At 61.1% G+C, this 25468-nt stretch carries 26 protein-coding genes and 4 pseudogenes; 12 read left to right on the top strand and 18 right to left on the bottom strand.

Annotated elements, in window-relative coordinates; genetic code table 11:
* Positions 1 to 130 precede the first annotated feature (130 nt).
* Complete coding sequence (locus tag CIT26_RS36345) at positions 131 to 301, top strand: hypothetical protein (RefSeq protein WP_167391238.1); 171 nt, start codon at positions 131 to 133, stop codon at positions 299 to 301.
* 50 nt (positions 302 to 351) lie between these two features.
* Here CIT26_RS36345 and CIT26_RS01480 read toward each other — a convergent pair whose 3' ends face one another.
* Together CIT26_RS01480 and CIT26_RS01475 are read right to left on the bottom strand one after the other, a co-directional pair.
* Positions 352 to 708: a hypothetical protein gene (locus CIT26_RS01480; RefSeq protein WP_206072705.1), complete on the bottom strand. Its 357-nt coding sequence runs from the start codon at positions 706 to 708 to the stop codon at positions 352 to 354.
* Complete coding sequence (locus CIT26_RS01475; RefSeq protein ID WP_206072704.1) at positions 705 to 1145, bottom strand: hypothetical protein; 441 nt, start codon at positions 1143 to 1145, stop codon at positions 705 to 707. Before CIT26_RS01475 ends, CIT26_RS01480 begins: the two co-directional genes overlap by 4 nt.
* Here CIT26_RS01475 and CIT26_RS38625 point away from each other — a divergent pair.
* From CIT26_RS38625 to CIT26_RS37260, 6 genes are read left to right on the top strand one after another with little or no spacing between them, the layout of a single operon-like run.
* The gene (locus CIT26_RS38625) at positions 1110 to 1760 is read left to right on the top strand and encodes a phage/plasmid primase, P4 family (RefSeq protein ID WP_095490928.1); all 651 of its coding nucleotides are present in this window, start codon (positions 1110 to 1112) and stop codon (positions 1758 to 1760) included. The two genes, CIT26_RS01475 and CIT26_RS38625, sit on opposite strands and share 36 nt — an antisense overlap.
* The gene (locus CIT26_RS01465) at positions 1757 to 1957 is read left to right on the top strand and encodes a hypothetical protein (RefSeq protein ID WP_095490913.1); all 201 of its coding nucleotides are present in this window, start codon (positions 1757 to 1759) and stop codon (positions 1955 to 1957) included. The genes CIT26_RS38625 and CIT26_RS01465 overlap by 4 nt, the downstream gene beginning before the upstream one ends.
* Positions 1958 to 1962: 5 nt before the next feature.
* Positions 1963 to 2400, top strand: coding sequence for a DUF2924 domain-containing protein (locus CIT26_RS01460; protein ID WP_095490927.1), 438 nt, complete (start codon positions 1963 to 1965; stop codon positions 2398 to 2400).
* Positions 2397 to 3728, top strand: a complete 1332-nt coding sequence (locus CIT26_RS01455; protein WP_245318968.1) for a recombinase family protein — start codon at positions 2397 to 2399, stop codon at positions 3726 to 3728. Before CIT26_RS01460 ends, CIT26_RS01455 begins: the two co-directional genes overlap by 4 nt.
* Positions 3725 to 3955, top strand: a complete 231-nt coding sequence (locus CIT26_RS37265) for a hypothetical protein (RefSeq protein WP_245318965.1) — start codon at positions 3725 to 3727, stop codon at positions 3953 to 3955. Before CIT26_RS01455 ends, CIT26_RS37265 begins: the two co-directional genes overlap by 4 nt.
* Complete coding sequence (locus CIT26_RS37260) at positions 3925 to 4149, top strand: hypothetical protein (RefSeq protein WP_245318963.1); 225 nt, start codon at positions 3925 to 3927, stop codon at positions 4147 to 4149. The genes CIT26_RS37265 and CIT26_RS37260 overlap by 31 nt, the downstream gene beginning before the upstream one ends.
* Positions 4150 to 4170: 21 nt before the next feature.
* On the opposite strand, the gene CIT26_RS01445 is transcribed toward CIT26_RS37260, so the two are convergent.
* On the bottom strand, positions 4171 to 4908 hold the full coding sequence (locus CIT26_RS01445) for a DUF4336 domain-containing protein (RefSeq protein ID WP_095490912.1): 738 nt from the start codon (positions 4906 to 4908) through the stop codon (positions 4171 to 4173).
* Between the two features lie 300 nt (positions 4909 to 5208).
* On the opposite strand from CIT26_RS01445, the gene CIT26_RS01440 reads away from it, so the two are divergent.
* Positions 5209 to 6444: an SAM-dependent methyltransferase gene (locus CIT26_RS01440; RefSeq protein WP_095490911.1), complete on the top strand. Its 1236-nt coding sequence runs from the start codon at positions 5209 to 5211 to the stop codon at positions 6442 to 6444.
* A 368-nt stretch (positions 6445 to 6812) separates the two neighbouring features.
* On the opposite strand, the gene CIT26_RS01435 is transcribed toward CIT26_RS01440, so the two are convergent.
* Positions 6813 to 7730 (bottom strand): NADP-dependent oxidoreductase, encoded by a 918-nt coding sequence (locus CIT26_RS01435; protein ID WP_095490910.1) that lies wholly within the window; start codon positions 7728 to 7730, stop codon positions 6813 to 6815.
* 108 nt (positions 7731 to 7838) lie between these two features.
* Between CIT26_RS01435 and pdxR the strand changes: the two genes are divergently transcribed.
* Positions 7839 to 9242, top strand: coding sequence for a MocR-like pyridoxine biosynthesis transcription factor PdxR (gene pdxR / locus CIT26_RS01430; RefSeq protein WP_095490909.1), 1404 nt, complete (start codon positions 7839 to 7841; stop codon positions 9240 to 9242).
* 238 nt (positions 9243 to 9480) lie between these two features.
* Here the strand turns inward: pdxR and CIT26_RS01425 are convergent, their stop codons facing one another.
* On the bottom strand, positions 9481 to 10080 hold the full coding sequence (locus tag CIT26_RS01425) for an NADPH-dependent F420 reductase (protein WP_095490908.1): 600 nt from the start codon (positions 10078 to 10080) through the stop codon (positions 9481 to 9483).
* 150 nt (positions 10081 to 10230) lie between these two features.
* Positions 10231 to 10965, bottom strand: coding sequence for an SDR family NAD(P)-dependent oxidoreductase (locus tag CIT26_RS01420; protein ID WP_095490907.1), 735 nt, complete (start codon positions 10963 to 10965; stop codon positions 10231 to 10233).
* Between the two features lie 267 nt (positions 10966 to 11232).
* Here CIT26_RS01420 and CIT26_RS01415 point away from each other — a divergent pair, with 267 nt between their 5' ends.
* Positions 11233 to 12129 (top strand): LysR family transcriptional regulator, encoded by an 897-nt coding sequence (locus tag CIT26_RS01415; RefSeq protein ID WP_095490906.1) that lies wholly within the window; start codon positions 11233 to 11235, stop codon positions 12127 to 12129.
* A gap of 1007 nt (positions 12130 to 13136) precedes the next feature.
* Complete coding sequence (locus CIT26_RS37255) at positions 13137 to 13319, top strand: hypothetical protein (protein ID WP_245318961.1); 183 nt, start codon at positions 13137 to 13139, stop codon at positions 13317 to 13319.
* A 112-nt stretch (positions 13320 to 13431) separates the two neighbouring features.
* Here CIT26_RS37255 and CIT26_RS01405 read toward each other — a convergent pair.
* A pseudogene (locus CIT26_RS01405) lies at positions 13432 to 14057 on the bottom strand (ATP-binding cassette domain-containing protein); the annotation flags it as partial.
* Positions 14058 to 14068: 11 nt separating this feature from the next.
* A pseudogene (locus tag CIT26_RS01400) lies at positions 14069 to 14188 on the bottom strand (IS481 family transposase); the annotation flags it as partial.
* Positions 14189 to 14226: 38 nt separating this feature from the next.
* Here CIT26_RS01400 and CIT26_RS38620 point away from each other — a divergent pair.
* Positions 14227 to 14385: pseudogene (locus CIT26_RS38620) on the top strand (ISL3 family transposase); the annotation flags it as partial.
* A 144-nt stretch (positions 14386 to 14529) separates the two neighbouring features.
* On the opposite strand, the pseudogene CIT26_RS01390 reads toward CIT26_RS38620, so the two are convergent.
* From CIT26_RS01390 to CIT26_RS01340, 10 genes and pseudogenes are all read right to left on the bottom strand, one after another.
* Positions 14530 to 15535, bottom strand: a pseudogene (locus CIT26_RS01390) (GDP-L-fucose synthase family protein).
* 15 nt (positions 15536 to 15550) lie between these two features.
* The gene (gene gmd, locus CIT26_RS01385; RefSeq protein WP_095490904.1) at positions 15551 to 16621 is read right to left on the bottom strand and encodes a GDP-mannose 4,6-dehydratase; all 1071 of its coding nucleotides are present in this window, start codon (positions 16619 to 16621) and stop codon (positions 15551 to 15553) included.
* Positions 16622 to 17083: 462 nt separating this feature from the next.
* On the bottom strand, positions 17084 to 17656 hold the full coding sequence (locus CIT26_RS01380; RefSeq protein ID WP_167391236.1) for an FkbM family methyltransferase: 573 nt from the start codon (positions 17654 to 17656) through the stop codon (positions 17084 to 17086).
* 811 nt (positions 17657 to 18467) lie between these two features.
* Entirely contained in the window at positions 18468 to 19256 is a 789-nt protein-coding gene (locus tag CIT26_RS01370) for a phosphatase PAP2 family protein (RefSeq protein ID WP_095490901.1), read from the bottom strand.
* 41 nt (positions 19257 to 19297) lie between these two features.
* A complete protein-coding gene (locus tag CIT26_RS01365) occupies positions 19298 to 20635 on the bottom strand; it encodes an NAD(P)H-dependent oxidoreductase (RefSeq protein WP_095490900.1) in 1338 nt (445 codons plus the stop codon).
* 46 nt (positions 20636 to 20681) lie between these two features.
* On the bottom strand, positions 20682 to 21215 hold the full coding sequence (gene rfbC / locus CIT26_RS01360; RefSeq protein ID WP_095490925.1) for a dTDP-4-dehydrorhamnose 3,5-epimerase: 534 nt from the start codon (positions 21213 to 21215) through the stop codon (positions 20682 to 20684).
* A 103-nt stretch (positions 21216 to 21318) separates the two neighbouring features.
* Positions 21319 to 22401, bottom strand: a complete 1083-nt coding sequence (locus tag CIT26_RS01355) for a GHMP family kinase ATP-binding protein (RefSeq protein WP_095490899.1) — start codon at positions 22399 to 22401, stop codon at positions 21319 to 21321.
* A gap of 33 nt (positions 22402 to 22434) precedes the next feature.
* The gene (locus tag CIT26_RS01350) at positions 22435 to 23490 is read right to left on the bottom strand and encodes an NAD-dependent epimerase/dehydratase family protein (protein ID WP_095490898.1); all 1056 of its coding nucleotides are present in this window, start codon (positions 23488 to 23490) and stop codon (positions 22435 to 22437) included.
* Complete coding sequence (locus CIT26_RS01345; RefSeq protein WP_095490897.1) at positions 23483 to 24751, bottom strand: HAD-IIIA family hydrolase; 1269 nt, start codon at positions 24749 to 24751, stop codon at positions 23483 to 23485. The genes CIT26_RS01350 and CIT26_RS01345 overlap by 8 nt, the downstream gene beginning before the upstream one ends.
* A complete protein-coding gene (locus tag CIT26_RS01340; RefSeq protein ID WP_095490896.1) occupies positions 24748 to 25365 on the bottom strand; it encodes an SIS domain-containing protein in 618 nt (205 codons plus the stop codon). Before CIT26_RS01340 ends, CIT26_RS01345 begins: the two co-directional genes overlap by 4 nt.
* Between the last annotated feature and the right edge of the window lie 103 nt (positions 25366 to 25468).

The raw sequence follows: 25468 nt of genomic DNA, 5'->3' as shown, positions 1-25468 counted from the left end.
AGGCCAGGACTAGCAAGTTATGTCTGGCCCACAGGGGAAATAGCCTGCGCTCCGTTCAGGTCCGCTGACGCGCAGTCTTGAGCATCGTTAGCCGGTGTCCTATAGGCCACTCTGGCTTACGGGGTTTAACATGCACGAAAAACTGACAGCGCTCTCAAAACGTCTCAAGGACGAGCAGCGCGATTTACTTCTCGCCGCCGCCGAGCAGAACACAATACCGAGCGCCAGCACGATTCAACGAGTGGCCATGCTTGAGCTCAATATCGCTGCCATTGAGAATACCCTCGCCGACGAAAAATGATCCGAGCGGGGAAATGAGCGGACCAGCCGTCCGAGGAGCGTGCGTGCCACCTACAGGAGCTTCATATCTTCGTAGGTGGTCACGAAGGTCACTGATGTGTCCAGTTTTCCCTCTAGCTCATGGATGGAGGTCTCCTTCCAGCGCGCCCTGGTCTTCAGCCAGAAGATCGCTGCAGTGACGGCCTCACGTCCTTCACCGGTCGCCTTGCGGTAGAGGCTTTCGGCGACCCGTGCGTTGGCCTTGATGGCGCCGCTCTCGAGCTCATGGGCGTAGGTCGCCTTGAGGTCCTGCTCGTCTGTGGCGAGCACGCAGGCGATGTCGGCCGTGCTAAGCCCGAAGCCGGCCAGCGCTTCCACCCTGGAGCTCAGTGGCCGGTTTTCCAGAGGAGCTTCGATATCGGGGCTCATTCGGCCCGGTCCGCGTCCCAGAGGGTGACGGGATTGTTCGCTGGCGGCGTGCCGGCAGGCGTCTTGCCCAAGCTTGCAGGATCCGGAGCGCGAAGGATGATGCGGCGGATCTCATGCACCTGCTCGATCGGCTTGCCGTCCAGGCCTGAGTGCTCGTTGACGGAGGTCTCCTTCCAGCGGCCGCGTGCCTTGAGCCAGAAGATGGCGGCGATGACCGATTCACGACCTTCGCCCGTTGCCTTGCGGAAGAGGTTCTCCGCCACCTTGGCATTGGCCTTGGTGTGGCCAAAGGCCAGTTCGTGTTTATAGTGCTTGCGTAGCGTCTTCGCATCGATATCGAGCATCCCGGCAATGTCCGCCTCCGGAACACCATAGCCTGCCAGCGCCTCTACCTGACGGCGATGAAAAGCATCGGGCTGATGGCTGGGGCGGGCCATCAGCCTGCCTCACCGAAAGCGGCCGGGCATGGGCCGAAAGCCGCATCAAGGCAATCACGGGGGGGCGACAAGCTGCGCGTCCGCTTCATGCACCGTGACTTCTTCGAATTCCAACCCACCTTCAAGCTCCTCATCGCTGGCAATCATCGTCCCCGCCTTTCAGGTGTTGGCGAGGCCATGCGTCGGCGTCTTCACCTCGTCCCCTTCGAGGTCACGATCCCGCCTGAGCGCCGGGACCGGCAGCTTCTGCTCAAGCTGAGAGCCGAGCGCGACGGCATCCTGGGGTGGATGCTGGAGGGTTGCGCCGAGTGGCGCCGGCTCGGGTTGGCCCCTCCAGCCACCGTTGTCGACGCTGCACACCAATATTTCGAGGATGAGGACGTAGTCGGGCAGTGGATCGACGAGGAGTGCCAGCGCGATCGTTCCAAGTCGGCCGCCGCATCTGCTCTTTTTGCGAGTTGGGCTGGCTGGGCAGATCGGCACGGATTGGAGCGTGAGCTTGGAGAGGCTCTTAAGGCCCGAGGCTTCGAGCCCCAGCGATCGGCAAGGTCGCGAGGCTGGCAGGGTATAGTGCCGATCCGTGTCCCGGCCTCGTTTCGGGGAGATGCGTCATGAATCCGATCTCGCCCGACCGGCTTACCGCGGCCGAGCGCCTGGCCGAACTAGGCACCATCCTGGTGGCCGGCGTCAGGCGTCTGCAGGCACGACAGTCAAGCAGACTATCTGGCGAGCGGGAGAATAGTTTCGTGGACTTCACCGCCAACCAGAGCGGTCATGCAGCCGAACTCGAACCGGCGGAGAATAACGCGTGACGGACATGCTGATCGGCAGGCTGACTGCCTTAAAGACGATGGACATCATTGCCCTGAAGAAAATGTGGCGGGACCTCTTCGCCGCAGAACCGCCGCCCTACAATCGCAAGTTTCTGGAGAGCAGGCTGGCCTACCGGGTACAGGAACTCGCCTATGGCGGGCTGAAGCCGGAGACACTGAAGCGGCTGGCTGCACTGGCCGAAGATCTAGAGCCCCGCTCGCGCGAGCGCGGTACCCGCTCTGATAACCGACCCATCGCCGGCACCAGGCTGATGCGCGAATGGCAGGGGGTGGAACATTGCGCGACGGTCCTGGCCGACAGCTACGAATATGAGGGCAGGCCCTACAAATCGCTCTCGGCAATCGCCCGGGCGATCACCGGCACGCGCTGGAATGGCCTGGTCTTCTTCGGTTTGAAGAGCCAGAAGGGGAGGGGCCAGTGAACACGGGTGCATTCGAGAAAAAGCCGGTGGTGCGAAAGCTGCGCTGCGCCGTCTATACCCGCAAGTCCTCGGAGGAGGGGCTCGACATGGAGTTCAACTCCCTCGACGCCCAGCGAGAGGCCTGTGAGGCTTACGTCGCCAGCCAGCGGGCTGAGGGATGGGTTCTGGTGCCTGATCGGTATGACGATGGCGGCATCTCCGGCGCCACCCTGGAACGCCCCGGCCTGAAGCGGCTGCTGCGCGATGTCGATGCCGGCCTGGTCGACGTGGTGGTCGTTTACAAGATCGACAGGCTCTCCCGGGCGCTAACCGACTTTTCCCGGCTGGTCGAGCTGTTCGAGGCGAACAACGTCACCTTCGTATCGATCACCCAGAGCTTCAACACCACGACCTCCATGGGCCGGCTGACGCTGAACATCCTGCTTTCCTTCGCCCAGTTCGAGCGCGAGGTCATCGGCGAGCGCATCAGGGACAAGTTCGCTGCATCCAGGCGAAAGGGCATGTGGATGGGTGGCAACGTTTCATTTGGCTACTGGGTCGAGAACCGCAAGCTTCTGATCCAAGAGGATGAGGCAGCCATTGTGCGCTCGATCTTCGACCGATTCCTGCAGATAGGTTCGGCAACCACCCTGGCGCGAACGTTGAATGCGGAGGGTCTCAGGCGCAAGAACGGGAAGGCCTTCGACAAAGGCCTGCTCTACAAGCTCCTCAGCAACCGGGTCTATGTGGGCGACGCGGTGCACAAGGGCGCCAGCTATCCCGGCGAGCATCAGCCTATCATCAGCCTGGACCTTTGGGACAAGGTCCGCTCGATCGTGGCGGAAAGCCCGAGCAAGCGGGCCGGACAGAGCCGCAGGCAGACGCCAGCCTTGCTGAAGGGGCTGATCTTTGCTCCGAGCGGCTACGCCATGACACCTGTCCATACCCGCAAGAAGGGAAAGCTCTACCGCTACTACGTCACCACGAGCGTGCAGAAGCTCGGACCGGAGACATGCCCTGTCCGCCGTGTGCCGGCAGGCGAGATCGAGGCTGCGGTCATCGACCAGCTTCGGGCGCTGCTTCGAACGCCCGAGATGATCGTAAAGACCTGGATGGCCACGCGAAAGGACGATTCCGACATCACTGAAACCGAAGTCCGCGAAGCCCTCGTCCAGTTGGATCCACTCTGGGATGAGCTCTTCCCGGCCGAGCAGGCCCGCATCGTCCAGCTTCTGGTCGAGCGGGTGGATGTCGCCGTCGAGAGCATTTCCATCCGGCTTCGCACGGAAGGCATGGCCAGCTTCGCGACGGAGCTGCGACAGCAGCCGGAGCACAGGAGGACTGCATGATGCAGTCAGTGGCCAAATATGCCGAACTCAGCCCTGACGGCAAATCACTGACCGTCCATCTGCCGCTGACCCTGCGCAGGCGTGGTGGCCGCAAGATCATCATCTCGCCCGCCGGCGCACAGCAATGGACCCCAGCACGGCCACGCAAAGACAACACTCTGATCCGGGGCTGGCGCGGGCGTTCCGGTGGAAACACATGCTGGAAACAGGCGAGTTCGCCACAGTGATCGAACTTGCCGCGGCCGAAAGGCTTGACCGCTCCTTCGTATCCCATGTGCTCCAGTTGACGCTGCTCGCGCCCGATCTGGTCGAAGCCATACTCGACGGACGGCAGTCCATGGGGGTTCAGCTCCAGGCGCTCGTCAGGGGTTTGCCCGTCGAATGGGAACGGCAACGGGAGTTGATGGCTACTTCCTGCTGACAATCTTCTCTGCGGCCGCCCTCAGAGAAGCCAGGCCAGCGACTGGCGAAGTAATGTCGTCCCATCCTCGTGGAACCACCGGCCATGGCTGAAGATCACGCGCTTTGGCTGAAAAGCCACGAGGCGCTCCGCGGCCGCCTTCGCCTGCTCATGCTTCCGTTTGATGATCATCCGCAGGTAAATGGGGGCCTTCCCCACAGGTGCCGTGACGCGTAAGAGGCGCGCCGCCGGCCTGATGATGAACGGCAGCTTTTCCGGCTCGAGATTCACAACTAGATCCGTAAGCACCATAGTTCGGCTGTTCTTGTGATAGAACGCGACTTCGGTGAACCCACCGGCTCCTGGAACGAGAACCTGATCGAGATCTTTCGACCAGGCTTCCGGCGCCGCTGCGGCCAGATCGTGATCGATCCTGACGCCAGCCCGGCGGACCTGTGCCCGATGGCGCAAGCCCGGAACGGCCCAAGTCGGCGCTCCCTGCACATGGTTCTGCCATTCCTTGAGGAAGGTCCAGTGTGCACTGTTTGGCGCAACCAGATGCACTATCGGACCAATCTGCTCGAGCTGCTTTCTCAGCTCAAAAGCGAACCGTGTTGGTGAATGCAGCAGGAGACCGCCATTCCCGAGCTGGATAACCGTCATGCGCACCGGGACTGGAATACCCATCACGCTCAGCGGTCCGCTATCGACGATCCAGATCCCAGGGGCGACAGGCTTGGCGACATCAAGAGGAGGGTAGGTGGCGTCTTCGGGCTTCATGGTTGTGCTCCAATTTAGCTTGGAGCTGGCGCAACACGCTTCGAGAGGATCTGTTCCGGGGAACTGCGTGACGCCCTAGTTCGTCTTTTGGCCAAAGCAAATCATTATGTGCAACATACAACGGCAGCTTTGCGCCGAATGTCCGCCCTTGAGGCGATCTTTGCGATTGCCGGATGGGTCGCTACTTCGGCATTGAGAGGAGACTTCTGAAGTCCGATCCCTCTCCGCCCCCAGATCGGTATTGATGTACCGACACTTGGTAGTCATACTTACGGGGCAAGTGACGAGAAACGAGCCACAATGCGTCTGCTGCCAAATCTGCTTTCCCGTTTTGTAAAAAACGGGTGCCTGACTGTCATATTCGAGGACGGTTTCAGGCAAGCCTTCGGCAGTGGACAGGATGGGCCCGACGTGACGATCCGCCTAACCGACAAAGCGGTCGAACGCGAGATCTTCTTCAATCCGGAACTGAAGGCGGCCGAAGCCTACATGGATGGCCGCTTGGTGATCGAGAACGGTGGCAAAGCATTTGACCTCTTGTCACTTTTTTCCGTCAACCGCACTGGGTTGGCAGCCCACCCTGTTCAGAAGGCGTTGCGGAAAGTCTGGCGTGCGTTGCGCCGGCGCCAGCAGAACAACAAGCTCGGTCTCGCCGCCAAAAACGTTCAGCATCACTACGACATCCCGACGAAATTTTATGAGCTATGGCTCGACGAGACAATGACTTATTCGTGCGCCTATTACACGGCACCGGACAACAGTCTGCAGCAAGCGCAGATGGACAAGCATCGCCACATTGCCGCGAAACTCAAGCTAGAGCCGGGCATGCATGTGATGGAAATCGGCTCAGGCTGGGGCGCTCTCGCCATCTATCTCGCCAAGTATTGCGACGTGAAGGTCACGGCGATCAACGTTTCGACGGAGCAATTGGCGGCGTCTCGGCTTCGAGCGATCGAGGCCGGGGTCGCTCATCAGATCGATTTTCGCGAGGTCGACTATCGCGAGGTCAGCGGACAGTTCGACCGTGTTGTCTCGATCGGAATGATGGAGCACGTGGGCGTCGTTCATTTTGACAGCTATTTCACGATCATTAATAGATTGTTGAAGGAGGGCGGCTTCGCATTGGTTCATGCGATCGGACGCATGTCACCGCCTGGTACGACGGCGCCGTTCATCCGCAAGTATATCTTTCCAGGTGGGTATGTGCCGGCTTTGTCAGAGGTGTTTGCCTCGTTGGAGCGCACGGGGATCTGGTGCGCCGACTGCGAAAATTTGCGGCTGCACTATTACTGGACGATCCACGATTGGCGTCTCGGTTATGAGGCCAGGCGCGAGGAGGCAGTCGCCATGATGGGCGAACGCTTCTGCCGTATGTGGGATTTCTATCTGGCGTCGGCCGAACTCGGCTTCCTAAACGGTTCAAATTTTGTCTTCCAGATACTGATCTCGACTCGACGTGACGATGTCCCAGTCATCCGCGATTATATTGTCGAAGAAGAGCGACGCCTACTGAGCTCGATGCAGACGAGTGCGTAGTTTCGCTATCTACACCAGTGGGCCCGGTCCGCTGGTTAGCTCCCCCTGCAGGACTCGGATGACAACAGACAGCCACGCCCACTCATCCCGCCGGTCAATCTTCGTCCGACGGAAGCGCCAGTGCAACCAATCGACAAGTCCGCAGATCAAAGCGGTCGGCCACGAATGACAGCTTTGCGCCGCATCTGGGTCGTAGAGCCGCGCAATCGTGGTACCTGAAAGCGGACATCGTACAGATTGAGCCGTTCGACATCTCATGCCAGTGGCCATGGGTAGTTTCCCAAGTTGCCACCGGCGCGTCTGATAGGACACAGCCGGCCGATCTGGACAGCGCCGGCCGGCCGCGTGCATCGATAGGTGCGTGTCGCTCACGGGCGAACGCGGATGATCGTTTTCCCCAAGCGTCGCTCGGTCGGGTTGAAGGCGGAAACGGCATCGTCGAGGGTCGAGATGTTGCCGATGTTCGTCCGCAGTCGTCCGTCCCGCACTCGCTGGACGATCTCACCCAGTTGAGCACGATCGGACTCGACAACGAAGTCGACCGCCAGGCCATTTGCGGGCCGCGCGTCGGGCCGCCCGACGACGGTCACCAGTGTTCCTCCGGCTCGAATCAGGCCCGCGGACCGCTTCTGGATGTCGCCGCCGATGACATCGAACACCAGATCGACGCCGCCGACGTCTTCCAGGGCGTCGTTCTCGAGGTCGACGAACTCGTTCGCGCCGAGGTCGAGCGCCTTCTGACGGTCGGCAGAGCGTCCGGTGCCGATGACGTAGGCGCCGGCCTCTCGTGCGAGTTGCGTCACCATCGACCCGACTGCGCCGGCCGCACCGTGCGCAAGGACGCTCCGCCCGGCCTGAAGGCGGCCATGGTCGAACAGACCCTGCCACGCAGTCAGGCCCGAGATCGGCAAACTAGCGCCTACCGCGAAGTCGACGTCGCCCGGCAGCGGCGCGAGGTTACGTGCCTCGACGGCCACATACTCCGCCAGCGTGCCGTCGCGATACCAATCGGCGAGACCGAACACCCGCTGGCCCACCGACAGTCCCGTCGTACCGTAGCCGAGGGCGGTGACCACTCCGGCCAACTCGTGCCCGGGGATCGATGGCGTCCGGTTACGGTCGACGCGATCGGTCCAGGTCGAGGGCCACGCCAGCTCAGTTGGGACGAACCCCGACGCATGAACCTGAACGACGACGTCGTTTATCGCTGCCTGTGGCTCGGGTCGCTCCACTAGCTTCATCCCGGCCGTTCCCGCAGCCTGGTCCGTCACAACGATTGTCTTCATCGGAATTGTCTCCTCGGTCATTTGTCACGTGGCGATGGCCGGTAGATATGTCCGGCTCTGGTCATGAAACAGGACCAAGATTGGCGGGAATGATGGTACCATTGTGCCATGGCCGCTGTGTCCATCCATCTCGACCGCGCCGCAAGGACGCCGCTGGCGACGCAGATCTACCGGGCAGTCCGGGACGCCATCGAGACGGGGCGGCTAGACCCGGGAGCAAAGCTTCCTTCCTGGCGTGACATGGCCGTTCAACTCGGCGTCTCGCGCGGCACCGTACGCGTCGCGTACCAGCGCCTCATCGACGAGCAGTTCGCGGTCGGCGCCGGCGCGGCGGGCACCCGCGTCGCCGAGGGCCCGTCGCCTTCGTCGGCGCCCTTGTGGTCGCCAGACGTGCCGCCCCTGCCGGAGCTGTTCCATACCTATGGAACGCCGCCCCTGCCCTTCCAGATGGGCGTGCCCTCGCAAGACGCCTTTCCGTTCAAGCTGTGGTCGCGCGTCTTCGCGCGAGCGGCGCGGCGGGCGGCGGCCGCGCCGGTCAGCTATCCCGATCCCCGGGGTGATCCGCAGCTGCGAAAGGAGATCGCGGCCTATGTCGGGATCGCGCGGGGTCTTCGGTGCAGTCCCGCCCAGGTGTTCATCGCGGCAGGCTATTCCGGGGCGATCGGTCTGGCGGTGCGCGCTCTGCAGGTCGAGGGATCGCGCGCCTTGATCGAGGATCCGAGCTTCCCGATCACACGCAAAGCGCTCGACCTGGCCGGCATCACCGTGACGGCCGTTCCGGTCGACGCCGAAGGCCTGGATGTCGCTTCCGGCGTCCGGAGCGCTCAGGACGCAGCGCTGGCGATCGTCACGCCAGGGCAACATGCGCCGCTCGGGATGACGATGTCGCTGACCCGCAGGCTTGCGTTGCTCGCTTGGGCTCGGCGGAGTGACGCCTGGATCGTCGAGGACGATTATCTGAGCGAGCTGCAGCTGACCGGCCGGGCGGCTCCAGCGCTCGCTTCGCTCGATCACGGTGGACGGGTCCTGCATATTGGCAGCTTCAGCAAGACGATCAGCCCAGTTCTGCGCCTCGGGTTCGTCGTTGCGCCTATCGAACTGACTGGCCGGTTCGGTGACGTATGCGCCTGCCTGGCGCCGGCTCCAGCTCTAGCGCTCCAAGGCGCGGTGGCCGAGTTCCTGCGCGACGGGCACTATATTCGGCATCTGCGGCGCATGAAGCGCCTCTACGCGTCTCGGCGGCAGGCCCTGCTCGAGGGCCTAGCACAGGTCGGGTCGGAGTCGCTGAAAGTCGAAGCCACCGCTGGCTTGGCCGTCATTGTCTCGACAACAGCCTCTCTGTCGGACGTGGAGATCGCCCGCCGCGCCCGCTCGTTCGGCTTGGCTCCGTCGCCCCTCTCTCAATGGTGCGTCCAATCACCCCCGTGGCAGGGGCTCCTGCTCGGCGTGACCAACTTGGATACGCGTCGGCTTACACAGTATTGCCGACAGCTCGCGGAAGCGGCGCAATAGCGTCACTTGCGCTCAGCGATCCTTGAAGGGCCCGATCCTCAGGCTGTGCAAAAACCTGATCAGGAAATAGCGCCGCCACGGCCGCAGTCTGGTAAGCCGACCTCCCGAAATTCGCTTGGGGTGGAAAGGGGACATCGAAGCCCTCGCCGCTTCCGGACCTCGGATTATGACTTAGCCCGCGTGGACTCTGATGGACGGGCCCGGGCAAGCAGCACCTCTGACAGTGGACAGTAATCCGTTACTGCTCCTTCTTGAACAGGTCCTGGAAGATCAGCTGGCCCCAAGTGCGGCCGCGTGCGTGCACCAGCGCGCCACCCTGGTTGAGCTTTCCCAGCTTGACGGGTGCGAACCCGAGTTGTTTGGCCAAGGCCGCCACGGGAGCGGTCGCGTCCTCGTCGTCGCTCGACAGAAAGACGACCCGGTGGCCGCCCTCGACGATCGGATCGGCAGCCAGGGTGGCCGCAATCAGGTGATTGAACCCTTTGACGAGCTTGGCGCCGGTGAACGCCTTCGCGACGAAGGCGGAGGACGGGAGACCGTCCAGCTCTTCAGGGACTGGAAACACGTTCGTCGCGTCGATGACTGTCTTGCCTTCCCAGCTCGGCAGAGCCTTCGCAACCTCGCGATGCTCCCAGAACGGGATTGCCAAGATGATCGTGTCGGCCTCGACTGCATTCTGCAGAGACTTGGCGACGACCGTGGGTCCGATCGCCCGAGCCTGCGGCGCCAACGCCTCGGGCGGACGGCGGCTCGCGACGGTCACGTCGATGTTTTTACGGGCGAAGGCGTGGGCGAGGGCCTGGCCTATCTTACCGAATCCTACAATCGCGTAGCTCATAATGCTTCTCCGATCCGTGTTGGTATTGATTCCCCGGCCTTCAACGACGCTGGGTTATTCGTTCCGCTGTGTGGCGACCTTTGGGTGGTCGTTCCACCATGGACACGCTAGTTCCCGCCGGTCAGCCGCTTCCCGCGATCCGGCGCGATTTCAGATGGCCGAGGTGCCGCCGTCGACATACAATTCCACCCCATTCACGAAGCTTGATTCGTCTGAAGCAAGAAACAGCGCGACCGTCGCAATTTCCTCAGGACCACCCATCTTTCCCCGCGGGACCAGGGATTCGAAATACCGCTTCGTCTCCTCGTCGAAGAGTTGCTCCTGAATGGGTGTGGCGATCTGCCCCGGGCTCAGCACGTTCACCCGGATTTTCCGGCCCTTCAGTTCGTTGAGCCACCCGCGTGCGAATGCGAGCAACGTCGCCTTGCTCGCCGCATACACGCTGAAACCAGGAAAACCTTTGATCGAAGCAATTGACCCGGTCATGAAGATCGATCCGCCATCGTTGAACAGCGGCAACGCCTTCTGAACCGTAAACAGCGTGCCGCGCGCATTCAGGTTGAAGGCCGCATCGAAGTGCTGTTCGGTAATCTCGCCCAGTGGGACGGCTTCGCCCGTGCCAGCGCTCGCGTACAGGACGTCGATCTTGCCCTTTTCCCGCTTGACTGTATCGAACAGGCGGTCGAGGTCGTCGAGATTGGACGCGTCGCCGCGCACGCCGGTCACGTTCCGGCCGATCAGCTTGACGGCCTCGTCCAGCGCCTCCTGTCTCCGGCCCGTGATGAAAACATAGGCCCCCTCTTCGACGAACAGTTTCGCCGTCTCAAGTGCCATACCGGAGGTACCACCCGTGATGACCGCAACCTTACCCTCAAGCTTTCCCATGACTTCTCCTTTCGTGGTGTCGGGACAGCATCTGCTCCGAGAACCTCGAAATGGGTCCGCCGGCGTCCGTTGTTGAGTGCGGAAGCCCGCACATCGGTGGTGCGAAATCGATCCGGCTGGACGACTGACGCCAGCCGCGACGATCGGTGTCCGCCGTTCGGAATTGGGCCGCGCTCGCCGACATAGGCTATGATGACCGCCCGTACTGCTGTTCGATGTGTTAGATACGGGCTTTGGAAGGCGCACCGCGCGGTGCCGGATTGCACCATGATCGACTGGGATGACGTTCGCTACTTTCTTGCCGTCGCGCGCGGAGGCTCAGTGCGGGCCGCCGCCGAGCGCCTCGGGGTGTATCACTCGACCGTGCTGCGACGCATCGCACAGCTCGAGGAACGCCTCGGGGCGCAGATGTTCGAAAAGCTGCCCTCGGGCTACCGCCTGACGGCTGCGGGCGAGGAGGTCCTCGAGCTCGCGAACCAGATGGAAGCGTCGTCGCACCAGCTGGAGACGCGCGTCTTCGGGCGCGACCAGAGCGTGCGCGGGCTTCTGCGGGTGACGTTGGCTCCGACCCTCGCGACACACCTGCTCATGCCGGACTTCGCCGATTTCGTGCGTCTGCATCCGGACATCGAGATGGAAATCTTGTCGTCCGGCGAGCTGGCAAATCTGACCAACCGAGAAGCCGACGTGGCGATCCGCGTCGTCTACGACCGCAAAACCCTGCCGCTCAATCTTCACGGCCTGAAGGGACCGGAGCTGTTCGGCGGCGTCTACATGTCCTGCGATCGACTAGCCGCATGGCGTGCGGGCGCGCCTGATCCCATCCGGTGGATCGTCATAAGCATTCATGGTATTCCGGATTGGGCCCGCGAGGGTGAGGTTCGCACCACGGGGGTTCCGTTCAGGACCACGGACGGCGAGGCGCAGATCGTTGCTGTACGGCAAGGGCTCGGGATGACAACACTGCCGTGCTTCGTCGGAGATGCCGACCCCCTACTGGTGAGGGTGCCGGGCACTGACCTGCACATGTACGGAACGCTCTGGCTTCTCACACAGGGGGAGACACGCAAGACGAAGCGCGTGCGGCTCTTCACGGAGTTCGTATCCCGCAGGCTCGCCGCGTACGTTCCGCTTCTCGCGGGGCTGTCTGTATCGCGCGACTGATGCGCAGCAGGTCGCCGGCGACGCTACAGTGGACAAGTGCCTAGAAGCGGACATCCCCAGCGTACGACTTGGGTCGATAGCGCGGCCCGCCTTCCGCGATCCGGACCTTCACGAGGTTCGGAGACATCCACCCCGCCGAAGGGGCCTCTACACTGGCGGCTTTATCCCAAGTAGCTCCCGAAAGCCGTCGTTCCGGTACCGGCCCTATTCCAGACATTTGAGTTCGGCACCGGAGCCCCGCTCCTAGGCCGAAGCGGCTGACCAATTGGTCACCGGTTGGTTTGCTTTCTGTGTTCTCCGCATAGCGGCGTCGCAGCAAACCACTCCAAGTTTGGAACCGAAAAGTCCTGCAAATTCAGAGAGCAAAAGCTCGGGAGTAAAAAGGCGTACTCCTCAGCTTTGGAGAGTATGGGGCAACAGAGAACAAATGAGTCGCTCTCACCACCACAGCCACTCCACAGCTTTCGGCCGAAGGGCCTGCTGTTCTGCGGAGTTTCGGGGCGACCAAGTCCAAGCAGAGAACATTGTGGAAAAATTAGGTGGTAGCGGGAGAGGCTATCATATGGCATTGATATTGTTATTTAATTTTTATTTGGTACCAACAAAAATACCAACAAGCTAGATGATCCACAGCTCAATTGCGTTGTCGAATCGACTGCATCCGATCTTCATACGGTAGCACGGGCACACATTGTCTATGGGCAATGCCAACAAATGTCGGCTCTGTGCCTCATCTCAGCCGTTCGTCGACGCTCAGCTCGATCCCGAATCCCGCAGTTCGCTCAGATTGGCGGCTATCCGCCGGCATGATCCCACCGCAGGAGCGAAGTCCGCCTCACGCAAGAAACGCGCCGGCCGACGAAGGCTGGCTCCCCGGGCTGGACGAAACTGCGAACTATGTGTTGCCGATCCCCCTCGAAAGTGCGCCAGAGCCCTCCGTCAGGATACGGAAGCGTGATCGCGACCGCGCCGAGCGGATCCGGCTTCCCGGTGGTCCGAAGCCGACATTGAGGCAACGCGCCGTCTCCCTCGCCATCGAGAAGGGCGAAGTCCGGACAAAAGACCTGACCGGCATCGGTATTCCTCGCTGCTACCTCGCCCGCATGTGCGAGGAAGGTTTTGCTCGTGAAGGCGGGCCATGGGCGGCTACCGTGCGGCAGTTTCCGAAGCGGCTCGATGGCACGATATGAACGGCTAGTGATGGCGCAAGTGTCGACGAGAGCCGGAGCAGGGTCAGGTAGGCTAGCGGGGAAAAGGCGGGGCTGTGGACTCTGGATGCCCGCGCACCTGCCTTCCTGATGGTTAGGAGAGGGGACAGCCCGCCAGGCGGTCATTTATAAGTTGGGCGACAGACGGGCGCTCCCGCGCCGCAAGCGGACGCGTTTGACTGGACAGAAGCAAGCACCGGTTTGCGTAACGCCCGTTCGAGCGCATCAGGTCATCGTGGCTACCGTCCTCGACCATGCGGCCATGCTCGATCGTGATGATCGGTTCGCGTGGCGCACCGTCGAGAGCCGATGAGCGATGACGAAGGCGGTTCGGCCGGCAGAAATTCGTTTCATGTTCTGCTGAATGGCCCGCTCGCTTTCGTAATCCAGGGCGCTGGTCGCCTCGTCGAGGATGAGGATGCGCGGATCGGTAATGAGTACCCGAGCGATTGCGACATGCTGGCACTGCCCGCCGGAAAGGCTGCTGCCGCGTTCGCCCAGGATGGTGTCATAGCCCTCGGGCAGCTACAGGATGAAATCGTGAGCGCCGGCGAGCGATGCCGCTGCAATGACGCGCTCCATGGGCATAGCCGGATCAGCGAGCGCGATGTTCTCGCGAATGGACCGGTTGAAGAGCACGTTCTCTTGCAAAACGACGCCGATCTGGCGTCGAAGCCAGGTTAGGTCGACTATCGCCAGATCGACGCCATCGACCAGCACCACAGGCCAGCTCGCTTCGACACACCATGGGCCTGCGCCGCAAGGGCTTGGGAAAGACGTCCCTCGATGATGGAAAGAGCCAGTTCCTCTCGACGCCACGGCGTCAGACGGGCATTCTTGTGGATGTTCATTCGGACCTCCGGTGAGTGACGGGGTCGTCGCGGAGAGATCCCGCCGGACCTCGTGTCTGGAATGTGTCGTTCACCATTTGGGGCTGGCGCTCGGCGGCAGGCCGGCCGCGAGCATTGCCAAGCGGCTGATGGTGCCGGTCAGCAATGATACTCTGTTGCGACCTGGATCGCGTGCGGCAACGCCTTCGCCGCCGCTTCGCCATAACCGCCGCCGCGGTCACGTGCGATTGTTCCGATCTCCTGATGATCGGTGAGCCATGCATGATTCCGGTGATCGGCGGCTTCACTACGTCTTGTGCGGTAGAGCGGCGTCGCGCCACACCGGCACACTGGCCTGGCGCCTATACGGCCTTCAGCCGCAGATCGCCAATCTCGGTGTACGACTTGAACCAGGCATATGTCAGCTCCAGGCCTGCACGAAGCGTATACTTTGGTCGCCATCCAGTTGCGAACAGCTTGCTGACGTCCATCAGCTTGCAAGGTGTCCCGTCTGGCTTTGCCGAGTCCGTCTGGATCTCACCCGTGAAGCCATTGACGTCGGCGATAAGCATTGCGAGGTCCAGGATGGAGATATCCTGGCCCGAACCGACATTGAGGTGGCCGTCGGCAGAAGTCTTGAGTATGTGGACAATGGCGTCGGCGGCATCGCCCACGTGGAGGAATTCGCGTCTCGGTCTGCCGGACCCCCAGATCGTCAGGCTCGGTTCTCTCCCGATCTTCGCGTCGTGGGTCCTGCGCATGAGTGCGGGGACAAAGTGGCTATTCTCCGGGTCGAAGTCGTCGCCTGGACCGTATAGGTTACAGGGCATTGCCGAAACATAATCGGCACCGTACTGGCGGCGGTAGGCCTGACACAGCTTGAGACCGGCGACCTTGGCGATAGCATACCACTCGTTGGTGGGTTCCAAGGGGCCTGTGAGAAGCGCGTCTTCCGGGATCGGCTGTGGCGCCAGCTTCGGGTAGATGCAGGATGAGCCCAAGAACAACAGTCTGTCGACGTCACACCGGAACGCGGCGTGGATGACATTCGTTTCGATCAGCAAGTTGTCGAGCAGGAAATCGGCCGGATAGCGATCGTTGGCGAGAATCCCGCCGACCTTTGCGGCTGCAAGGACCACGGCATCGGGCCTGGTTTCTGTCTCAAGGACCTCGCCCCGATCCTGCGCGGCTGGATCGCCTACTCCAGCGATGCACGGCGTCCTGATTTCGAAGGTCGAGAACGTCGCGCGGAGCCATTAGGACCTCGCAGTTTTCCTCCTCCAATCGCCGCGCCACAGTCGAGCCGACCATGCCGCAGTGGCCAGCCACGAATATCCGTTTTGCGTCGAGCCGATAAGTGTAGTCCATGACCGGTGGCCCTCTCTAGACGCTACTGTCCATGTGCCAGCTCTCTCGCTCCAGACGTTTCAGATCGGCGGCCACCATTTCCGCCACGAGGTCGCTGAACGTCGTCTTAGGCGACCAGCCGAGCTTTGAGCGGGCTTTCGCCGGATTTCCCATCAGGAGATCGACGTCCGTCGGACGGAAATGGCGTGGGTCAACTCGGACGAGGATCTCTCCTGTCTTGCGATCCCGGCCGATCTCGTCCACCTCCTTACCTTCCCAGACGATGACGCGGCCGACTGCCCGAAAGGCACGTTCCACGAACTCGCGCACCGAATGGGTTTCGCCCGTGGCGAGGACGAAGTCGTCAGGCTTGGCGTGTAGAAGAATCCGCCACATGCCCTCCACATAGTCGCGAGCATGCCCCCAGTCGCGTCTCGCGTCCAGATTTCCAAGATAGAGGGTGGACTGAAAGCCTCGCTCGATACCTGCAACCGCACGTGTGATCTTGCGGGTCACAAACGTCTCGCCGCGCGTGGGGCCTTCATGATTAAACAGTATGCCATTGGAAGCGAACATTCCGTACGCTTCACGGTAATTGATCGTGATCCAATAGGCATAGAGTTTGGCCGCCGCATAGGGAGAGCGCGGGTAGAACGGCGTCTTCTCCGTCTGGGGCACCTCCTGGACTTTGCCGAACAGCTCGGAGGTTGACGCTTGATAAAAGCGCACCCGCTCTTCCATCTTCAGGATGCGTATGGCTTCAAGCAGCCTGAGTGTGCCAAGGGCATCGGCGTTGCCGGTATATTCCGGCATCTCGAAGCTTACCTGGACATGGCTTTGGGCCGCAAGATTGTAGATTTCGGTAGGGCGCGTCTCCTGAATGATGCGAATGAGATTGGTCGCATCGGTCAGGTCGGCGTAGTGGAGAAAGAAGCGTGCGTCCGGTTCGTGCGGATCGACGTAGATGTCGTCGATGCGTTCGGTATTGAAGGAGGAGGATCTGCGTTTCAGTCCGTGGACAGTATAGCCTTTCTCCAGCAGCAGTCTGGCAAGGTAGGCACCGTCCTGACCGGTCACACCAGTTATGAGCGCAATCCGATCTGTCATCGTGTCCCATCCATCGTTGAGGGCTGTGGTGGCGCCGTCGACCGACGGTCCGCCCCCGCACCCCTCAAATGAAAGGCGAAAGCGCTTTGTTCGACCAGAGTGTCATTGTGGGAGGCACGCCAGCAAAGGAGGTAATCCCCACCGCTCAATGCCCGTCACAGCTACTTCCCGTGCGTCCCCTTTCTGCTTGGCTAGCCTCGTCGGACGTAGCCGCCCTGCCGCGAGCCGTCAGCTCACAAGCGCTTGCGCCACCGCTTCTCCGCGAGCTGCTTGCCGCCCATGCTGCCGTCGGCAATGCCGAACATGTGGGTCGTCTGACCAGTGCGGCGCGGGCCATGCCGGCTGAGAAACGTTCGCGTCCAGCCTGCATCTCGGGTCACCTGGCAAGCGTGGCGTCGGGGCGCTTGTTGCCGACGATCCCCGCCACCGACGGCGGCTTGTCGAAAGTTCTCGTAAGGCTTTTTATCGCTTCAGCAAAAATGACAATTCGTGGCCTGCAGGAGAAACATGGAACAGGGTGTACCCCTGGCCCTTTATCGATTCCACTGTTCGGTAGGTTTGCTCCACCGGAGTGCGGTGCCACCAGTGGTGAAACTCGACGAGAATCTGTCTCGGTAAGACATCAGATCCAAGCACCTCTGGAAGGACGTCGTGCTCTGCCCCCTCAACGTCGAGTTTCAGCACATCGATAGTTGCCAGTCCGAGCATATCCAGGATAGTAGAGTAACGCCTCACGTTGCAGACAATGCTCTTGCCTGTAACCATCTTCGTGGAAAAATTGCCGCGTGTATCATCTTCGGACACAGCAAACGTCTGCTCCCCGTCGAAATTAGATATTCCAAAGGGGTAGATCCGCACAGTGGGGGGTAATTCCTGAGCGGCAATCCAGTCAAGACTGGCCGGAGTCGGATCAAACCCAAAGACCTTTGCGCCGAATACTTTGCTGATTTCCTGATCAAATGAGATGTCATCCCCTAAGCCAAAGGAAAGAACAATAGGGGAGGGAGTACCTAGAAGAGGCTCGACCGCAACCACCCAACCTCCATACACGGAACCGAGTTTTTGTGTAGGAACAGAGCATTCGGGCCGGAGAAGATGATCGAAGCCTAAGGCCGCTCTTACAACGCGCTTACAATACCGGAGCCAATCTGGATTGTACATCAATAGTGCCTTTGGCTTATTTGTAATAGCTGTTCCGCTTGACTGCGCCGTCCTCATCATGTCCAAAATGGACAAGAGCGCCAGATGGGTTCAGTCTGGCCTAACGCGGAGGGGCTATCGCCCTGTGAATTTTACATCAATTCCCTCCCGCGACCAGAGTGTCATTGTGGCCGGCACTCCAGCAAAAGGAGGTAATCCCCATCGCTCGGCGTTCGTAACAGATGCTGCGGGAGCGTCGCCTTGGGCTCGCCAACGTCTTCGCCCTACTGCATAGGAAGTGGCCGCCCCGATGCGGGCGTCGGCTCACGAGTCCCTACGCCGATGCCCTCGTCCGTGGGCTGTGTGCCGGCTACTGCGGAGCCGAAGAAGTGGCAATCCTGTTCGTTGCGGAGCTGAACGCAGGGGAGGGCGGGCAGTTCGAATCGGCCTTGGCGGTTGCAACGAAATTGACCCTGGGCTTCGCCGAGCGGAGCGATCGGGCTTGTTGAACAGCGGCCGCGCGACGTAGTGGGTACTCGAAATGGCAGAGGTAATAGGGCCAGTGGAAGCCGTATGGGGACCCAGCTGCCGGATGCATATTTTTTGATCCGTTGCATTGTGGTAATTCGCCGCTGTTGCGAACCCTTCAGCATGATTGTTGTTGCTTGGCCAAGATGACGTTTCCTGGCCGGCTTCACACCAGTTCCTACTGGAGAAGCCCTTTGGCAAGTTCGCGCAAGTCCTGAAACGCAATAACAAGGTATGAGACCAGAAAGCTGCACAGATAGAAGCTTGGTGCGGCGCCGCGCTCCCACCGGAGAAACAAGGCGCCGAGTTCAAGGCTCGGGCGCGTTTGTGCTAGCCATGCCAGGGTCGCGGCCAAGGCGAGGCTACCCAGAGCATTGGTCGGGTAATGCAGCCCCAAGTAGACTCGCGCAAGCTCTATCACCAAGGTGCAGGCCAGGGCGAGGAGTCCGAGTTCGAAGCGAACGAGAAGAATGGCGATCGCTAAACCCGCGAACAGAACCGCTCGCTCACTGGGGAACCCGGGGCTGCCGGCGAACGGCGCTGAGCGCAGAACGGCAGCGTCGCCCAGAACCTCCGGGATATGAAGCCCAAGTGCGGCGTCAAAAATCGGCTTTGGCGTCGTCGGCAGAGTGCCCCGCAGGAAATGCGCGACGAGCGCCGCGAGGACAGCTGCGCAGACGCCGCTCACCAGCCTTGCCCTCGATTCCGGCCTGTCATGGGCGAACCAGCAATACCAAAGCAAGGACACAACTATAGCGCCCTCGGTTGTTGGGTAGACGGCACCGAAAGCGAGCCGGCTGGCGAAGGGCTGATTGCTCGCTACGATGTTAATGGCCTTTACGAGGGGCCTGTCGATCCAATCCGGGTTAAGGGCCAGGAAAGTCGTACCCACAAAGAGGAGGCAAAGCGCGGCGGCATGCTTCAGGTAATGGAAGTCGGATAGCGTTCGCGCCATCGGTTCGGCCATCTCGAACCTCCTCGGGCTCGATCTGCGGAACATCCCGCTAACTATGCGGTTGTAAGAACCTCGCGCTGCGGTGACGCGGCAGAGCTGCCGAAGAAGACAAGATCCTGCGCCCGGCGCAGCGCGTCGCACAGCCGCCCTATCGGATGCTCGATGTCGTCATAGCCGAGCACCTCGTCGCGCTTGATGTCGCGCAGCAGTCGGCAGCCCTCGGCGAGCCCGATCGGCACAAGCCGCTCGGCGTGCACCGTCGGCGCGTTCTCGCAGAGGCCATAGGTCATGTAATGTCCGAGGCCATCGAGGATCTCTCCGGCACTAAGGTCCCGCTTGGCGGCGGCCACCACGTCAACGGTCGGCGCGCCCAGGGGCGCAATCGCAGCATCGCGGAAGATCGCGGCCCTCGCCACCGTGAAGGGCACCTCGAAATGACACAGATGATAAGGCCAATAGAAACAGTAGAGCGGCCCGGGGCCCATCTTGTAGAGTGACAGATAGTGTTTCTCGACGGCATTCTCTGTGGTGCCAAGAACGAAGACGCCGGGGTTGGGCATGGCGCCGACACAATAATCAACTATCCCCGGCCCCTCGAGGAGCTGATTGAGCGGATACCAGCCGACCGCCTCCTGGATCGGGGTCCCGGGCTCGACCACAGGCCCGTACATGCCGCGCTTGGCCACCAGCATGCCTGTGGCGTTAGCGACGATGGCGTTCTCGAATGAGATCTTCGTGCCGTCCGCGAAGGAGGTGACCATCGGGGCCTTCATCCCCCACTTCTTGGCAAATCCCTCCTGGGTCGTCGGATTTCGGTAGGGATCGTGCAGGCCCTTGATGTTCCCGCAAAGCACGGGACGTATGCCCAGGCCCCTGACCCAACGGTAGAGGTTCATGATGACGCCCGGCTGATCCCCCTCCACATTGGTGAGGACCACGCCTGCCTGGTCGGCATACACTTTCAGGATTGGGCCGATCGTGCCGTCGAGTTCGGCATTCATCAGGGCGACATGCTTGCCGTGCCGGATCGCGCGCATTGTGACGTGGGCAGCGAACTCGATCGCGCCTGTCGCCTCGACGACGATGTCGATGCCTTCGGCCTCGCAAATGTGCATCGGGTCCGCCGTGATCGCGCGGCGGCCGCGGGCCACGAGATCCTCAAGCGCTTTGGTGCTGGTCGCCTCCGTCACATCGTCCGCGCCTGCAGCGGCATAGGCCTCTCGCGCCTTTTCCACGTGTCTGTTGGAAATGGCTACGAGTTCCATGCCCGGAACATATCGCAGCATCTGCATCGCGATGCCTCGGGCCATGAAACCGGCCCCCACCATACCCACGCGAATTGGACGCCCCTCAGCCTGGAGCAACTCCAACTCCCTGTCGACGATGAACATTTGCGTCTCCTCTGTAGCGCTCCCGCAAGTTCGTCGCCGAGAAAGGTCATTCAGCGTAGTCCGGCCAAGTTCGGTCCTTATCTGAGATCACCGCCGGCTCATCCACTGGCCACTTCACGGCGAAAGCAGAATCGTTCCAACGAACACCGCGTTCGGCTGCCGGTGCATAGAATTCGGAGACGAGATACGTGGCCTCGGTGTGGTCCTCAATGGTGAGAAAGGCGTTCGCGCAGCCCTTCGGTATCACCAGCATCCGTTGGTTCGCCGCGGAAAGTTCCACAGTGAGGTGCTGCTTATAGGTGGGCGACTCGGGCCGCAGGTCGATCAGCACGTCGTACAGGCTGCCCCGGATGCAGCGAAGCATCTTGTCCTCGCCATGGGGAGCCAGCTGGTAGTGGAAGCCGCGCAGTGTATGCTTGTGCCTGTTGTATGAAATATTCATCTGCACGACATGATCCGGAAGCCCCTGCTCGGCAAATTCCCGCGAACACCAGCCGCGTGCGAAAAAGCCCCGCTCGTCTTCGAATTTCTGCAGTTCCACCAGGGTGGCGCCGGGAATATCGATCTTTGTGAAAAGCATCGTAGATCCATTGATCAAATGAGTGTCACGTCGGGTCGCATCTCCGACGCTCTCCTAAGGGTTGCTCGCGCCGGCGGTCCGCTTGTGCGATCGCGGGACGGCATCAGACTTGCGCCGGATGCAAGAGGCGCGAGCCGTGGACTTCATAGCCGATAGGCACATAGGCTAGGTTTGAGAGTGCGCGTCTTACGCTTTCCCGGCGTTCCGGCTTGACCGCGAACATAAGGAATCCGCCACCGCCGGCGCCGCACAGCTTGCCGCCTTCCGCACCTGCGTCCCTGGCGAGGTCGTAGTGGCCATTGATCGCCGCGTTACTCACGCGGGACGCCAAACTCCGCTTCATCTCCCACCCTGCGTGAAGGACGGCACCGAAGCGTTCTATGTCGATGACGGGCTCCGAAAAGATCTCCTGAAGCATGAAGGCATCGTCCCGCATCCGCCTGAGCGTATCGAGATTGCTTGACGTGTTCGCCTTCTGCTCTGTCAGCACGGAACTGGCCGGTCGCTGATGCGATGTCCAGAACATCATCAGGTTGCTGAAGAGATGTTCGACGGCGCCATTGCGCACCCGCTGCGGCTCGACCGTTACCGCGCCGCCAGGCTGGAAGCGGAACAGGTTCATGCCCCCGAACGCGGCGGCATACTGGTCCTGCTTGCCAATCGGCTCCTTGAGGATGTCCATCTCGATGTGACATGCCTCTTCGGCGAGTTGGCCAGGGGTGACACGTTCTCCCCGGAATGCATGCAGGGCGTTGAGCAGTCCCACCGTGAACGAGCTCGACCCCCCCATGCCCGTCGAAGCCGGCATGTCTCCGACCGTCGAGATGTAAATCGGCGGTTCGATCTCCAGGAAACGCAGGCATTCGCGAGCGATGTTGTTCTTGATCTCCCCTATGGTGTTTACCTGCTCTGTCTGTGAATAGTTCAAGCGGATGGGTTCATTAAAGATCTCGCTGTGACGCTTGACGGTGACATAGATGTACTTGTCCACTGCCGCGCTGAAGACCGCGCCGCAATCGAGATTGTAGAAATCGGGCAGGTCGGTACCGCCGCCAGCAAAACTGACGCGCAAAGGAGTGCGCGTCAGGACGAGAGACGGTAGACGCTGTGCAGCGCGATCGATGATGGTCGGAAGGTCCAGTCCTGAGCGGCGCACCACGGCTTTGGTATCGTCTAGCTGTTCCATGTTTTGTGCCCTCGAAAATCAACGGAATGAAAATTAGGCAACACGCGGCTGTGCGGTTCGCCAGCGCAGCTGATCATCGAGCATCCCCGCCTTGAGCAAATGATCGAGCCAGCGCAGCCGCGTGAAGCGCTTGTCGGTAAAGTCTTCAAATCTAAGTGCGATCGAGCGGAACGCCTCGTAAAGCTCCTGCGCTCCCTTTCGCGCCGTCGACTGAAACTCGAAATCCGGGAAAGTCCGTGAGAACTTGCTGAAGTCCGCCTTGTAGGTCCTTTGGTCCGCGCCCGGCTTCGGTGTCATTGTGAGCTGCGCGCCGGGGACGGCCTCAACGGCGATCTCCGCTATCTCGCGCACCTGAAGATTGAGGCTTTCAACACCCATGTTGAACGCCTCATTGTGGATGTCCTGTAGCGGCGCCTCCAGCATCAATTTGAAATAGCGCGCGACATCCTGGACATGAACCACGGGCCGCCATGGCGTGCCATCGCTATGGACTTCGACACGTCCAATTGTGAAGGCGCTGCCCATGAAATTGTTCAGCACGGTGTCGAAGCGCATTCGCGGCGAGAGACCATAGACGGTGCCGTTGCGGCAATAGACGGGCGAGAACCGGTCGTCCGCCAGCGCGCGCAGCGCTTCTTCGGCAACAGCCTTCGATCTTGCGTACTCTGTTTGCGGCGCCAGCGGGGCGGTTTCGTCGACGACGGCGGCTTTCGACATGCCATACATGATGCAGGAGGAGGAAAATAGGAACCGCCGGATGCCGGCCGCCTTGGCCATCGTGGCCAGACGAACTGTCCCTTCCGCATTGATCTGTCTCGTCCAATCCGCGTTGAGATTTCCGATCGGGTCGTTCGAGAGTGCCGCCAGATGGATCACCGCGTCAAAGCCCTGGAGATCCGGGGGTTCGATGGCGCGCAGATCCTTTGTGATCTCGGGCACACTGGTATTGTCGGCTCCCAGGGTGCACGCACGAAAATATCCCATGTCCAGCCCGACAACCTCATAGCCCGCCGCCTGCAACACGGGCACCATGACAGAACCGAGATATCCATTGTGTCCGGTGACGAGAACGCGTGTTGGTTCATTCATGTCTGCCCTGCTCCGCTTTCGAAAGGAGTTGACGGGTGAGGTCCAGAAGCGAGCATTGCTCGCTTACTTGCGCATATAGGCAGTCCGCGGCTTCGGCCGCTTGACGGTCACGATCGTCATCGCCGACAAAGAGTGTGCGTGTGAGGTCGAGATCAAAGTCGCGCTGTGCCTGATACAGCATGCCGGGTTTGGGCTTGCGGCAGTCGCAGCCGTCGTCCCAGCCGTGTGGGCAGTGGTAGATCTCCGCGATCTTGCCGCCGACGGCTTCGGACTCGGCGCACATGCGCTGGTGAAGCGCCTCGAGATCAGCGGCGGTCATCGCTCCGCGCGCTATCCCTGCCTGGTTCGAGATGATGACTATGCGGTAGCCGGCCTCGTTCAGAAGGGCCAACGCCTGCTTTGCACCCGGAACCCACTCCCACTGGTCCCATGAACACACATATTGAGCCCGTGGCGGTCTGCAGTTGAGTACGCCGTCCCTATCTACGAGCATGGTTTTTTCGCGCCTCATAAAGCGCTCCGTCGCGGGTAGACGCTCGATCGAGCCCACGCTGTAATAGCGGTGCTCGCTCACGAAGCCGGCGAGGCGATGCTGCGTCGCGAGCGGCGTGTAGATGGCCTCCTCGAAGAGGGTGTCTTCGTCGGGCAGGAGTTCGAGGGCGAGATCGGTCAGTATGGCATAGCTGATCTCGACTCCCTGCAGCCCGGGCGTGGTGCGGAGCCGGTCGAAGACGGTCACATTGTCGTCCGCATCAAGGATCACGCTGCCGCGTGAATAGCCGTCCTTGTTGCTGTAGACCGTGATCATTCCAGGCTTGCCGGCCGCACAGAAGCGTTGCCACAGCCGCTCCATGCGCATCGGCCAGTAATTGTCACAATACAGCAGCAGGAAGCACGGATCTATGAGGTGACGGGCATTGGATACCCGGCTGCTGGTGAGGTCGTCGGGACGGGTGACGGCATATTCGATACTGAGGCCCAACCTGCTGCCGTCGCCGAAGTGGTCCATCACCACATGGGGCAAATACCCGAGTAGAAGAAGAACCCTTTCGAACCCCTCCTGCCGCAGCTGTTCGATCTGGTATTCCAAAAAAGGGCGGCCGAGCACCGGCACCATTGGTTTCGGGCGGTCGAGTGTGATCGGCCGCATGCGCGTGCCACGCCCGCCGGCCAGGATGACCGCCTGGCGCGGCCGGCTGTAGGTGCGGCCCTCGACATCTGCCTTTTGCAGGCAGGGAGAGCTCGGCAGGACAATATTCATTGACCGCGCTCCGGTCGGTCGGCGACGAGGTATCGCGTGATGGCATGACAGATCGCGGCGTGGGCGTCCTCGACGAGTTCGTAGGTGCCTTTTTCAGACCGCACCCATACTGGCTGATCGACGAGCTCTTTGAGCGTGCCGCCGTCAAAACCGACAATGCCGATGGTGGCTACCTTCCTTTCGCGAGCGAGTTCGACTGCCCGCACGAGATTAAGCGAGTTCCCGCTGGCTGAAATCACTATGAGCACGTCACCCGGCTTGGCGAAGTTCTCCATCTGGCCGGCAAAGATACGCTCGTAGCCTTCGTCATTGCCGAGCGCCGTCATCCAGGAGACGTTGTCTGTCAGGCCCATGACCCGGATTGGCTGCCTTCCCGAGCGCTTCGTGGCCTTACCGAGGTCATTGACCCAGTGGGAGGCGGTCGCTGCGCTGCCGCCGTTGCCGGCGACGAAGACTGTGCCGCCCGCATCGCGTACGGCGCGCAGCATCTGTATCGCCTCCTGCACGGCATCCGTATCGATCTGCGCCAATGCGATGCACAGCGATGCCAGATAATCCTGCGTGAATTCTTTAGGCTGCAACCAGAGGGCATCATCCGCGAAGATTTGCGACATCCCACCACTCCCTGATCGATCGCGAGCTCTGTCATGCCACCGTCGATGGCTGCAATAGGTGAACCATCATCACAGCGTGCGAGCACTTCATCACAGCGTGCGA

It is taken from the genome of Mesorhizobium temperatum, assembly GCF_002284575.1.
Classification (GTDB): domain Bacteria; phylum Pseudomonadota; class Alphaproteobacteria; order Rhizobiales; family Rhizobiaceae; genus Mesorhizobium; species Mesorhizobium temperatum.
Note: the sequence above shows the minus strand (reverse complement) of the source record. Positions and strands in the feature narration are given on the sequence as shown.